The organism is Sinorhizobium fredii USDA 205, assembly GCF_001461695.1.
Classification (GTDB): Bacteria; Pseudomonadota; Alphaproteobacteria; order Rhizobiales; family Rhizobiaceae; genus Sinorhizobium; species Sinorhizobium fredii.
The window spans coordinates 1-13,634 of sequence record NZ_AUTC01000008.1; the positions used below are offsets into that span (position 1 = coordinate 1).

Sequence of the window (13,634 nt, forward strand, 5' to 3'; positions counted from 1 at the left end):
CATGGCGATGTATGCGCTCGAGAGTGCCGGAGGGACGCAATGGCAGCTGGCTGGCAAGCCTTTCGAGACACGTGTCTTCTGCAGCAATGCCTCGGTCGACGTCTGCAACTGGCTGGTAAATCCCGGATGCGGGAATTTCTGCGTCGCATGTCGGCACAATCGCCTCGTCCCCAATGCCTCGACCCCCGATGGCGTCCGGCGCTGGCAGCGGATCGGGCAGGCACAGCGGCACCTGTTTTATTCGATACTGCGCTGGGACATACCGCACCCTGATCGGACCGAGGATCCGCAGGGTGGTCTGGTCTTTGACTTCATCGAGGACCAGCAGCAGCCGGACGGGACTGTCACGGTGCCCATGACCGGACACGATGAGGGCGTGATCACCATTCGGGCCGCGGAGGCCAACGACGTGACGATGGAGCTCGCACGCGCATCGATGAATGAGCACTACCGCACGCTGTTGGGACACTTTCGCCACGAGATCGGACATTACATCTGGAACAAGCTGGTTCGCGATGCAGGTTGTTCCGACGAATTCCGGTCGCTATTCGGCGATGAGCGAGAAGACTACATCATAGCACTCCAGCGCTATCACCTAGACGGCCCGCGGCTAGGTTGGCAGGAAAACTATATATCGCCCTATGCGAGCTCACATCCGTGGGAGGATTTTGCGGAGTGCGTCGCCCATCTCTTCCACATCGTCGACACTCTTGAGACGGCCCGATCGTTCGGCATGGCGGTTGACCCGCTAAGCGGGGGCGAGGAGATGGCGGCGGAAGTGGCATTTGATCCTTACCGCGCCAGTTCCGCGCAACAGATCGCCGACGCCTGGGTACCTCTCAGCATCGCTCTCAACGCCATACAGCGCAGCATGGGCCAGCGCGATACCTATCCGTTTGTAGTTTCACCGTCTGTGTTTCCGAAACTCGATTACGTGAATAGGCTCGTCCGCCAATTTGAAGGGAACCGCCGCGCTGCGAGTTCTCGATAGTCGAGGTAGTGACATAGCTTTTCCCTGCCGAAGGCCTGCGTTCCCATCTCCGATGCTGAAATGCAATCTCACTCACGCACCATCAAATATTTCCTCACCGCTGATGCACGTAAGTGCCAGGAGCATCGTCGATCGGGGGATAGCCTCTTTGGGGAGCGCCGATGACCGGGGGTGCCACCCGTCTCGGCGCTGAGTGGCCGGCGAGCCACTCGACCCAGTCCGGCCACCATGACCCGTCTTTGGATGTGGCTGCCGCGGCCCATTCGTCCGCACTGACGCTGGAATCGCTCTCACGTGTCAATGCAATGCGAAAACCTCTGCCGGGGTGGTCTGGCTCGGAGACGATGCCGGCATTGTGGCCCCCGCTTGTCAGCACAAAAGTGACGTCGGTGTCGGTGAGATAATGGATCTTGTAGACGGAATGCCACGGTGCGACATGGTCTCGCTCCGTCCCGACGACGAACATGGGAACGCGGATGTTCTGGAGGTGAGCCGGGCGTCCGTCAACGATGAAACGGCCGGCGGCAAGTTCGTTGTCGAGATAGAGGCGCTGCAGATATTCCGCATGCATCCTGTAGGGCATGTGGGTCGGGTCCGCGTTCCACGCCATGAGATCGGTCATCGTCGTGCGTTTGCCGATCAGGTAGTCGTGGACGAGGCGCGACCACACGAGATCGTTGGTGCGCAGCAGTTGAAATGCCCCCGCCATCTGATCGGCGGAAAGACAGCCACTATGCCACATCATGCTGTCGAGAAAATGCAGCTGGCTGTGATCGATGAACAGCGCCAGTTCGCCAGGTTCGGAGAAGTCCGTCTGGGCGGCAAACAGCGTAACCGAAGCCAAACGCTGGTCTTCGGTGCGCGCCATCGCGGCCGCCGTAATCGCTAGAAGCGTCCCGCCCAGACAGTAGCTCGTTGCGTGGATCTTGCGTTCAGGAGCGATGGCGCTGACGGCATCAAGCGCGGCCAGGATTCCCAATCGCCGGTAATCGTCGAGCGTGAGGTCGCGGTCCTTCGCGGTCGGATTGCGCCAGGAAATGCAGAAAACGGTGTGGCCCTGCGCCACGAGATAGCGGATCAAGGAATTATGCGGTGAAAGGTCGAGGATGTAGTATTTCATGATCCAGGCCGGCACGATCAGGATCGGCTCGGCCAGGACGTCCTCCGTTGCGGGCGCATACTGGATCAGCTCGATCAGGTGATTTCGGTAGACGACCTTTCCAGGCGTGGCCGCGATATCGCGTCCGACGCGGAACGCTTCCGTCCCGACCGGGGGTTGTCTCATGGCCACCCGGCCGACGTCTTCGAGCCAGTTGCGCAATCCCTGCGTGAAGTTCGCCCCGCCCGTCTCCATCGCCTTGTGGATTACTTCCGGATTGGCGAACGGAAGGTTGGACGGCGAGAACATGTCCAGCCACTGGCGCGCGGTGAAGGAGACGACGTCCTCGTGGTGCGGTGTCATGCCGGGGACGTTGCGCGTAACATCGTGCCACCACTGTTGGCACAGCAAGAAGGCCTGCGCCCAGGTGGTGTAGGGTTGCTTCTGCCAGCCCTCCGCGCGGAACCGGTTGTCTCCCGGCAGCGCCTCAATACAGGGCGGCGCGTCCGGACGCGTGGCGGCTGCAGCCATGTAAGTCAGCAGCAGGCTCCAATTCTGCCCTGCCTTATGGGCAAGTTCCATGCGCTTGCCCGGAGCCGATGCGAGGTGGATCGACCAGTCGTAAAAGGCCAGTGTCAATGTGGCAGGTGAAAGTCCTCCGGTCGCCATTGCACTCAGGGCCTCACGCATCCGATCGATCGCCCGGAATGCTTCGCCGTCCGAACCCACGTCTTCGTATGGCAGCGCCGATTGAGCCGCTATCAAGTTGGCCGACCCTGCTTTCCTCGCGCGGTCTGTGGCCAAAACTGGTCTGTCAGACGTCTTCATCGCGAAACTCCATTCAGCCTTGCCGCCGCAGGCGTTGATGCCGAGCAATGCCCGCATACCGACGGGGAACGACGAAGTGTGATCGATCGGAGCAGAAGACGGAAGTTACCATTTATGATGGTGCGCTGCTTCTCGGGTCGGTGCAAGTAAGGCTTTTCGGCATTCCCTTAAGTAGATTTCGAAGGGCAGGTTCGGGCCGAGGCGCGCGGCGCTGTCTGGCTTAGGGTGCGAATGTTTCAGAAGCCATATCGAAGCAGGCGCCCCATACGATAGGGGGTTAGGATGGTGTTGAAGAGCTGCAGCGCGATCTGGGCGGGCGGTGACATCCGCGCCACCTGTCCGATGTCCCAATCCGAACGATCGTCGATGAGCTTTAGCCCCGGTACCTGCCGCTCTAACTCTGCCGGGTCGTCGAGCGCCCAATGGAGACAGGCACCGGTGGCGCGGATTGCCGGATTAAAGCGCAGCATTCGGATTGCGAAGCTGCTATAGGCGTCGAAGGCTATCTCGCCCGAGTGAAAGTGGCCGGCGATGCGCCGCAGAACCTGGGCAACCTGGTATTCTCTCAGATAAGGCAGAACGCCCTCGGCGACGATCATGGCCGGCCTGTCGGCGGGAAGTTCCGCAATCCAACCACTGTCGACGATCGAGCCGGCAATCATCGCGCAGCCCGCACGGTCGGGATAGATCTGCCGACGCAAGGAGATGACATCGGGGAAATCCACTTCGAACCAGCGAACTCCCGGCCCAGGATCTATTCGGAAGATGCGACTGTCGAGACCACAGCCGAGATGGACAACAGTCGCCTCCGGGCAGCGCTGAAGGAATGCCTCCGTCCAGCGATCAAGCATATAGGCGCGCAGCGCAATGCCGATGGTCATGTCGTGACCAACGTTAAGGTGCCGACTGTCCTGATCGATACGGCGCAATGCATCTGCGGCGAAGCAGTCGCGAAGTAGCGAATCCGGCATGACGCTTTCGGCTGCCTTGGCTTGGAGCGTGATCAGCAGGGTTTCCCTTGCGCCGGTGAGGCGGATTTGCTCCATGGCTTCCTCCAAGGTGCCTAGCATCAGGAGGGTACTCTTTCTGCCTCATCAGCAGCAACGACATCGATGCGAACTCGTGTAGAGAGTTCGGGCTTAGGTCGGCCGCAGATCTGAATTTTTTCTTCCTGACCTATGCCGCCACAGTCCTATTGTTCTAACTGTCACGAGGAAATCACTGGTGCAGCAATCTCATAATTAATGCCAAGCGACACCTCGTAAACTTTGTCGGTGGCCAGCGGGCGGAAACTTACATCTCGCTCTCCCGCCTGCCGATTGCCTTCATTCCTGCCCTTCGAGGAAGAACGGCACCACATCTGGGAGGCGCTTCGTAATCGTCACAGGTATCGGGCTCGTCTCGTGACCCTCACGGACAAGGCAGGCTTTTGCAGTAGTAATGTCGATTTTGGGAGCCCAGCCCCGAGCGTCTCCAGCCTACCATGCTGCATCGCCCGAAGGGCGGTCGCATGAGTATGCAGGGCATCTCGGTTAAGCGTCCCAATCTACGGACCTAGTTCGGCATTGAAGACGACAGATTAAGTGATGCGAACACGTCGAAAAGTATGGAAATTTACAAGTCTCCGTGGTTTCGGGCCCCCGCAACCAACGTCAATCGATCCGCCCCCAAGCCGCCGCCTCGGGGGCGTTTTGATTCCGGTCCGAGCGAACTCAAGGTCCGCACCTGCTCCCCTTTCCTGATAGAGGGTGGTCCGGTGCAGATTTCGACCGCCTCGATTGTTGAAAGTACCGGTGGCAGCTATGGGCTGTACCAAACGGCGGCCGACGTGTAGCTTCCAGTTTTCGCTGCACGCTGCGAGCAACTAGAGCGGCGTTGGATGTTCATCCGCGTCCGTTGGAGTTCCAGACTGTGACCGGGCTGCCGACCTACATCGTCGAGACGCTTTGGGAGGATGAGGAATTTATCCTGTCCCGACGCGTATCGAACGATGAACGCTTTCCTCTTTTGATATGCGCACCGGTGTCGACACATCCGACGGTGGAGGCCGTGGCGCGGCTCGATCACGCCTATGCGCTTCGGGACGAGTTGGATTCCGCCTGGGCGGCTCGGCCCGTGGCGTTGGAACGTCGGGACGGAAGGTCCGTGCTCCTGATGGAGGACCCAGGCGGCTCAGTGCTTGCGCGAATGATCGGGAAGGCTTGGGATCTGACGCCGTTCCTGCACGTTGCAATCGGCCTGGCTGTGGCGCTCGGTCGTCTACATAGCCGCGGGTTGATACACAAGGATATCAAGCCATCCAACATCCTGGTCAATATTGACAGCGGTGAACTGTGGCTGCTTGGCTTCGGCATTGCCTCGCGCCTGCCGCGTGAACGACGGGCGCCCGAGCCGCCAGAAATAATCGCGGGAACGCTTGCCTATATGGCGCCCGAGCAAACGGGTCGCATGAACCGTTCCCGGCGTCACGCTATACGAAATGCTTACCGGGACGCTTCCGTTCACGGCCTCGGATCCCATGGAATGGATCCATTGCCACATCGCCAGGCAACCGATGCCGCCCGACGAGCGGGTCAACGGGATTCCGAAGCCGGTTGCGGCGATTGTCATGAAGCTCCTCGCCAAGACCGCCGAGGACCGGTACCAGACCGCCTCCGGCGTCGCGGTCGATCTCGAACATTGCTTGAAGACGTGGGAGGCAGACCACCGCATCGACCCGTTTCCGCTGGGCGCGCACGACGTATCGGACCGGCTGTTGATCTCGGAAAGATTGTATGGGCGGGAGGCCGAGATCGACGCCCTTGTTGCGGCGTTCGATCGCGTCGTCAGCGAGGGTACAACCGAACTCGTGCTGGTCTCCGGCTATTCCGGCATCGGCAAATCGTCTGTTGTCAACGAACTCCACAAGATACTGGTTCCACCACGCGGTCTCTTCGCGTCCGGCAAGTTCGATCAGTACAAGCGCGACATCCCATACGCGACCCTGGCACAGGCGTTGCAAAGTCTCGTGCGTCAGGTGCTAAGCAAGAACGATGCGGAACTGGGTCGCTGGCGCTCCGCGCTACTCGAGGCGTTGGGGGCGAACGGTGCGCTGATAGTTGACCTCATTCCGGAGCTTTCTCTGATCGTCGGCGAACAGCCAGCGGTCGCCGAATTGCCGCCACAGGAAGCGCAAACTCGATTCCAGCAAGTCTTCCGACGATTCCTCGGCGTGTTTGCCCAGGCGGAGCATCCGCTCGCCTTGTTCCTCGACGATTTGCAATGGTTGGACAGGGCGACTCTCGATTTGCTCGAACACCTCAGCACCCATCCAGAGGTGCGCCACCTTCTGCTGGTCGGCGCATACCGGGACCAGGAGGTTGGTCCGTCCCATGTGCTGGCACGGACACTTGGAGCGATCCGCAACGCGAAAGGAAGGGTGCAGGAAATCGTGCTCGCGCCTCTCCTGCCTATCGATGTGAGGCACTTAATCGTCGATGCGCTGCACTGCAACCCAGTGGTCGCCCAGCCGCTCGTGCAGCTGGTGTATGAAAAGACCGGGGGAAATCCGTTCTTTACGATCCAGTTCTTGATGGTTCTTGACGAGGAGGCGCTGCTCGCATTCGATCATGGCACAGCGGCCTGGACCTGGGATATGGCACGCATTCGCGCCAAGGGGTTCACCGAGAATGTCGTCGATTTCATGGCGACGAAGTTGAACCGTTTGCCGGACAAAACACGGGACTTCCTGGGGAAACTCGCCTGTCTCGGAAATAGCGGACAGACCACCACATCGAGTATGGTTTTCGGGGTATCCGAGGATGAGATCCACGTCGCTCTCTGGGAGGTTGTGCGCGCGGGGTTCATCCTGCGCCAGGAAGGTGCCTATGTTTTCCTCCATGACCGTATTCACGAAGCGGCCTATCGCCTTGTCTCGGAGGATGAGCGGCTGGCGACGCATCTGCAGATTGGCAGAATACTCGCCGAGCGGACGACGCCCGCCGAGATCGACAAGAAGATCTTCGAGATCGTCAATCAACTCGATCGCGGCGCAGCCCTGATTCAATTGCCTGAAGAGCGACAGCAGGTCGCAGATCTCAATCTGCGCGCCGGCAAGCGCGCGAGGACTTCAACGGCATATGCATCGGCATTGACTTATTTCGCCGCCGGTCGCGCTTTGCTGGGAAATGACTGCTGGGAGCGGCAGCATCGCCTGGTGTTCGACCTGGAACTTCATCTAGCCGAATGTGAATTTCTGACCGGCGAACTCGTCTCTGCGGAGAAACGCCTGTCGGCCTTGGTGGGACGCGCGGCAACTGTGGTCGACAGGGCTGCTGTCACGCAATTGCGCCTGGCGCTGTACCTGACTCTTGACCGGCCAGATCGCGCCATCGAAGTCGGCTTAGAATATCTCCGCAATGTCGGTATCGAATGGTCGCAGCAACCGTCGGAAGAGGACGTCCGTCAAGAGCTCGATCGGATGTGGCAACTGGTCGACGGCCGATCGATTGAAGAGCTGATTGACCTTCCGTTGATGGGCGATCTTGGTTGGCGCGCGACAATGGACGTCCTCTCGGGTCTGTTCGCGCCGACGCTGCTCACCGACAGCAATCTGTACGACCTCGTCGTCCTTCGCATGGCAACGCTCAGCCTGGAGCATGGCAACTGTGATGCCTCGTGCTACGCCTATGCGCATATCAATCGAGTCTTGGGGTTTCGTTTCGGCGACTACCAGACGGCCCTTCGCTTCGGTCAGCTTGCCTGCGATCTCGTGCAGAACCGTGGCTTGGATCGTTTCGAGGCTCGCGTCTATGCCTCCTTCGGAGCATTCGCCATTCCCTGGATGAAGGACCTTTTCGCCAGTCGCGCGCTGATAAGGCGTGGCTTCGACATGGCGAATGCTCGTGGCGATCTGACCTATGCGGTTTTCGGCTTCAAGAACCTTATTACGAACCTTCTCGTCTCGGGTGAACCTCTCGGCGACGTGCAACGCGAGGCGGAGCAGGGTCTCGCCTATGCGCGCAAGGCACGGTTCGGTTTCGCCATCGATTGGTTCACCGGGCAGCTCATGCTGATTCGAGCGCTTCGCGGCGTCTCGCTGGATTTCAATTCTCTCGACAATGCGGGGTATGGTGACGGCTGGTACGAGCGGCACCTCAAGGAGGAGCCGCCCCTGGCGCTCTGCACGTGCACCTATTGGATCCACAAGCTGCAGGCGTGTGTGCTGGCGCAGGACTACCCGGCCGCTCTCGAGGCCGTGGCCAACGCTGCCGGCCTGCTTTGGTCCACACGGTCATTCCTGGAGGCAGCGGACTATCACTTCTACGGCGCGCTCGCACGGGCGGCCGCTTGCGACGCTGCGGAAAGCGAGGAGCGGGCGCAGCATCTTGACGCTCTCCTTGACCACCACAGGCAACTTATGGTGTGGGCGGGCAACTGCCCGGCAAGTTTTGCCAACCGTGCTGCATTGGTCGGCGCCGAAATCGCGCGGCTGGAAGGGCGAGATCTGGACGCCATGCGCTTCTACGAAGAGGCCATTCGTTCGGCACGCGAGCACAGGTTCATCCAGAACGAGGGCATCGCCCACGAACTCGCCTCGCGGTTCTACGCGACGCGCGACTTCGAAACGATCGCCGAGACCTATCTGCGCAACGCGCGCTACTGCTACCTCCGGTGGGGTGCCGACGCAAAGGTCCGTCAACTCGATCAGCTTCATGCGCATTTGCGGGGCGGTCCAGCGCGGCCGAGTGCGACGTCGACGATCAGCACGCCCGTCGAGCAACTGGATCTCGCCACGGTTATCAAGGTCTCGCAAGCTGTGTGGGGCGAAATCGTCCTGGAGAAACTGATCGACACGCTCATGCGTACGGCGCTTGAGCACGCGGGTGCTGAGCGAGGTCTGTTGATTCTGCCGCGGGATGACCAATTGCGAATAGCCGCAGAAGCCATCACCAACGGCGACACCGTCATCGTGGCTACGCGAGAAGCGAGCGTGGCCGCCGCCGTGCTGCCGGAATCAATCGTCCATTATGTCGTGCGCAGCCATGAGAGCGTGATACTGGACGATGCTTCGGCCGAGAACCCGTTTTCCGCCGACATGTACGTCCATCAGCAGAACGCCCGTTCCATACTTTGCCTGCCGTTGATCAACCGGGCCAAGCTCATCGGCGTGCTCTACCTCGAGAATAACCTCATACCCCACGTCTTCACTCCGACCCGGATCTCCGTACTGAAGCTACTGGCATTGCAGGCCGCGATCTCATTGGAGAATACGCGTCTTTATGGCGATCTCCAGCAACGGGAAGCGAAGATCCGCCGCCTGGTCGACGCCAACATCATGGGAATCTGCCTCTGGAAACTCGAAGGCGAGGTTGTCGAGGCCAATGAAGCGCTACTCCACATGGTGGGATACAGCCGTGAGGATCTTCTTTCGGGCCGTGTACGCTGGACGGACCTGACGCCGGCGGAATGGCGCGATGTCGACGAACGCGCACTGAAAGAGCTGCGTGCAGTTGGGACGTTCCATCCGGTCGAGAAGGAGTACTTCCGGAAGGACGGCAGCCGCGTACCCGTGCTCGTCGGCGGCGCGCTGTTTGAGGAAAGTGGGAATGAGGGCGTTGCGTTCGTACTCGACCTGACCGAGCGCAAGCTCGCCGAAAATGCATTGCGTGAGAGCCAGGAGAATTTGGCGCGCACAGAGCAATTCTCCCTGGTGATGGCAACTCATACGGATCTGGAGGGGCGCTGGCTCAAAGTGCCGCCAACTCTATGCAAGCTGCTAGGCTACACAGAAGACGAACTATTGGGACGCCGGTTTCACGAGTTCACCCACCCGGACGACGCGGAGGCGGAGTGGAGCCAATGTGCGCGGCTCATTCGCGGCGAGTTCAAATCGTTTGATTTGGAGAAGCGCTACATACGAAATGATGGCTCCGTTTTATGGGTCTATCTGAATGCCTCGGTTGTATTGGATGCCAACGGCGCACCGATCCACCTTCGGATCTACATTAGAGATATCACGCAGGGTAAACAGCAGGAGCAGGCGTTGCGCCAGAGCGAGGAGCGTTACCGCACCCTCGCCGAGACTGCCACGGACGTAATTGTGGCGATAGACCAGACGAGCACGATCCTGTTCGTCAACAGGGCAGTGGAGAAGGCCTTCGGCTACACCCCGGCGGAAATAGTCGGCCAGAAAATCACGGTGCTCATGCCTGAGCGCCTGCGGCAGCGCCATGAACAAGCCATTCGCGCCTATCTCGATACAGGAGAGAAGCATATTTCTTGGGACGCCGTGTCTTTGCCCGGGCTGCACAAGAGCGGAAGAGAGATTATCCTTGATGTTTCATTTGCCGAGGTGGGGTCGGGAGAAGAACGGTTTTTCAGTGGGATCCTGCGCGACGTGACCGAGCGCAGGCGAACGGAAGAGGCGCTGCGGAAGACGCAGGCGGAGCTGGCCCATGTTGCCCGGATAGCAACTCTGGGAGAGATGAGCGCTTCGATTGTCCACGAAGTCAACCAGCCGCTCGCTGCAGTCGTGAACAGTGCCGGTGCGGGTTTGCGTTGGCTCGATGCGCAGAACCTGGAGAAGGCTCGGCGGTCTGTCTCGCGGGCGGTTGCAGAAGGTCATCGAGCCAGCGAAATCATCGGCCGCATACGCGCGCTGGCCAAGAAAGCGCCGCCACAGAAGGACTGGCTCGACGTTAACGAGACGATACATGAAGTCATTGCGTTGGCTCGCGGCGAGATACAGCGAAACGGCGTAGCGTTGGAAACCCGCCTCTCGGACGATGTGCCGACCATCCTGGCCGACCGCATCCAGTTGCAGCAAGTGCTTCTAAATCTGATGATGAACGCCATCGAGGCCATGAACGGAGTCGAAAAGAATGCGCGCGAGCTGCTGGTGCGCTCCGCCGCGGATGAATCGAAGCACGTGCTCATCGCGGTCGAGGATTCGGGGCCGGGGTTTGATCCGCATAGCCTGGACCATCTCTTCGACGCCTTCTATACGACCAAGCCGCAAGGATTGGGCATGGGGCTGGCGATTAGCCGGTCTCTCATAGAGGCTCACAGCGGACGGCTATGGGCGACAGCAAACGCACCACGCGGTGCTGTTTTTCAGTTCATGTTGCCGGTCAATAGCGAGGAGATGGCATACGGAGCCGGGAGGTAAGCCCACCCGTGCGGCTGCGCGGCGGTTGGCAGCGCGTCATGCGCGCTCGCATTAGATGCGATGAGGAGCAGCCATGTACCGACGAGAAAAACGGCGACCAGGGACAGATACGCGACGGGCTCGCGAATTCTCGGCGGAAGCTGCGTGATGAGAGACGCGTGTTTCATGACGCATTCCTTTCCACGGAGCACATCCGGACAGTTGGATGCTATGGGGAGGCTCCCTCATGTGCGCGGGCTAATCCAGTGTACGATGGTATAGTGCGCGACAACGGCGGGGACGGGCTTCCCTCGCACCGCGTGCGTCCCGCCCCAACGCACGCTGATCGGCAGCGTCTCGATCTTGCGCCATCAACCGCAAACCAACGTATATCTGGCCTCCAGCTGCCTATTCACTACCGTGGATCCCTGCAGGAGCTCCAAAGGTTCCGACCATGTAGAGGAGGCACCGAATGTTTAGGCCCATTGCTGCCGCCGTTTCCGTCGCATTGATCGCTGCGGCACCCACGCTCGCCGCCGACAAACCGTACAATGCCAAGGTCACGACGGTATTCGATCATGAGATCCCCAATGTTCCGGGAAAGAGCATGCGAGGCGTCCTGGTGGAATACGGACCGGGCGGATCGAACCCCTCACACACCCATGCCAAGAGCGCCTTTATATCCGCGACAGTGATTCAGGGGCGGATCAAAAGCCAGGTCAATGATGGTGACGTCAAAATCTACAACACGGGCGAAGACTGGGTTGAACTTCCTGGCGCCCACCATCGCGTCAGCGCAAATGCCAGTGAAACGGAAGATGCCAAAATTCTGGCAGTCTTCATCGTAGATACGGAAGAAACGGTTCTCACCATTCCGGACGAATGATCGGAAGTTGGCAGTGACCGCCGGCTCAGGGGCTCTGCCCGCGACCCCTTCAGAGCCAGCCATCTTGGCAAGGAAGCGCCCGCGGTTTGCGACGATCATGCCATAGGCGTGAACGATCGATAGCGGCCGCCTTCATGGACAAGCCGGGCATAGCGTTCGAGCAGAGCAAACGAAAGGGTTTCACAATGAAGATAGTTATCATCGGAGGCACCGGCCTCATCGGCACAAAGGTTGCGGAGCGCCTGAGAAGGCAGGGTCACACCGTCATGCAGGCCTCCCCCGACACTGGAGTCAACTCGGTGACCGGCGAGGGGCTGGCCCAAGCCCTTTCAAACGCCGATGTCGTCGTCGACGTGGCGAACTCGCCGTCATGGGAGGACAAAGCGGTTCTCGCGTTCTTCGAAAGCTCGACGAAAAACCTGCTCAAGGCGGAGTTGGACGCCGGTGTCCGCCATCACGTCGCGCTCTCAATCGTCAACGTCGATCGCTCCCCCGACAGTGGATACTTCCGGGCAAAGCTGGCGCAGGAATCCCTGATCAAGAGTGGCCGCGTTCCCTATACGATCGTAAGGTCCACGCAGTTCCTGGAATTCCTTGGCGGCATTGCCGACTCGTCGACTGTCGGCGATGCTGTTCGCGTGTCGCCCGGCGCATTCCAGCCGATTGCCGCAGACGACGTCGCCTATTTCGTTGCGGAAGCGGCCGTCGCTTCGCCCGTCAATGGTTCGCTTGACATAGCCGGCCCGGAGCGAAAGCCGATGAGCGATTTCGTAGGCCGCTATCTGGCCGTCACCGGGGATAACCGCAAAGTGGTCGCCGACCCTGCAGCCAAGTATTTCGGCAGCGCCGTGAATGACCAATCCCTGGTTCCGATCGGCCTCGCCAAGCTCGGGAAGCTGGATTTCGATAAATGGTTTTCGAAGCGCAGCCAGGCGGTAGGATGAAATCCAGCAGCCTGCGGGCTTTCGAGGGTCCATGGTTGTGCACCATGGGCCCCTTTTTACTGTCGATCGCCTTGAGTTCGTCCTCGGGTCAGCTTCCAGTTCTCCCGGCAACGCCTCCCGCGTTTAAGGTCGATGGATCCTGCTTCTCGTGGGCCTCGGAGAACAGCGGGCATGGAGCCGCCTTGTCAAATCCGGCTACGATCTAAGGGAACATGCAGTAGAAGTTGAGTGATCCTTGAAGAATCCCGTACACATAGATGTAGATCGCGCCGAGCAAGGACAAGGACGCCAAAGCGCAGGCACGCCATCAGCAAGCTGTTTCAAGGCTCAGCGCCGGCGGCGCATGCAATCCGCCGGCTCGGAAGGGAGCGTCTCGCGTCGGTGTGGGGTCGCGCGGAGAATTTTCGTTGGCCGCGTCCGGAGCCGATTGGCAGCCAGGGCTTGCCAAGTCATGACTGCCTTCGATCGGCATTCGCCCGGTCGGGATGGGACGGCTGATGTTCGTTGCCCATGCGGCCCGTGGAAAGCAGTTGTGTCGCAAACTGTTTTCGCGGGGCGATGTGGGGGACCAGGACGGGGTCGTAATCTCCAGCGCAAGGCCATGTGTGAACGCCGGGGTCGGAGAAGTGTTCTCCATAGAGGAGCCGAACCGCACGGTTCTCCTGTTGAGATGCCTTCGCCTCGCGCCGCCGGGCGGCGCGGGCTTTGGCATATCGGGAGAGGCCGATCTTGATGGCGACGAGCAGCGGCGCGGCGAT

At 60.0% G+C, this 13,634-nt stretch carries 5 protein-coding genes and 2 pseudogenes; 4 read left to right on the plus strand and 3 right to left on the minus strand.

What is annotated here, in order from left to right; genetic code table 11:
* A partial coding sequence (locus tag N181_RS02365; protein WP_060563221.1) for a zinc-binding metallopeptidase family protein occupies nt 1–991 on the plus strand: 991 nt, incomplete at its 5' end.
* Nucleotides 992–1,085: 94 nt separating this feature from the next.
* Here the strand turns inward: N181_RS02365 and N181_RS02370 are convergent.
* On the minus strand, nt 1,086–2,918 hold the full coding sequence (locus tag N181_RS02370; protein WP_037437525.1) for a PHA/PHB synthase family protein: 1,833 nt from the start codon (nt 2,916–2,918) through the stop codon (nt 1,086–1,088).
* Between the two features lie 236 nt (nt 2,919–3,154).
* Nucleotides 3,155–3,964 (minus strand): class I SAM-dependent methyltransferase, encoded by an 810-nt coding sequence (locus N181_RS02375; RefSeq protein WP_037402481.1) that lies wholly within the window; start codon nt 3,962–3,964, stop codon nt 3,155–3,157.
* Nucleotides 3,965–4,829: 865 nt separating this feature from the next.
* Here N181_RS02375 and N181_RS02380 point away from each other — a divergent pair.
* The 3 genes and pseudogenes from N181_RS02380 to N181_RS02390 all read left to right on the plus strand — a co-directional run bounded on the left by N181_RS02380 (nt 4,830) and on the right by N181_RS02390 (nt 12,876).
* Nucleotides 4,830–11,067: pseudogene (locus tag N181_RS02380) on the plus strand (PAS domain S-box protein).
* 451 nt (nt 11,068–11,518) lie between these two features.
* On the plus strand, nt 11,519–11,932 hold the full coding sequence (locus tag N181_RS02385) for a cupin domain-containing protein (RefSeq protein ID WP_037402479.1): 414 nt from the start codon (nt 11,519–11,521) through the stop codon (nt 11,930–11,932).
* Nucleotides 11,933–12,117: 185 nt separating this feature from the next.
* Nucleotides 12,118–12,876, plus strand: coding sequence for an SDR family oxidoreductase (locus N181_RS02390; protein ID WP_037402484.1), 759 nt, complete (start codon nt 12,118–12,120; stop codon nt 12,874–12,876).
* Between the two features lie 449 nt (nt 12,877–13,325).
* On the opposite strand, the pseudogene N181_RS34210 reads toward N181_RS02390, so the two are convergent.
* A pseudogene (locus tag N181_RS34210) lies at nt 13,326–13,634 on the minus strand (MFS transporter); the annotation flags it as partial.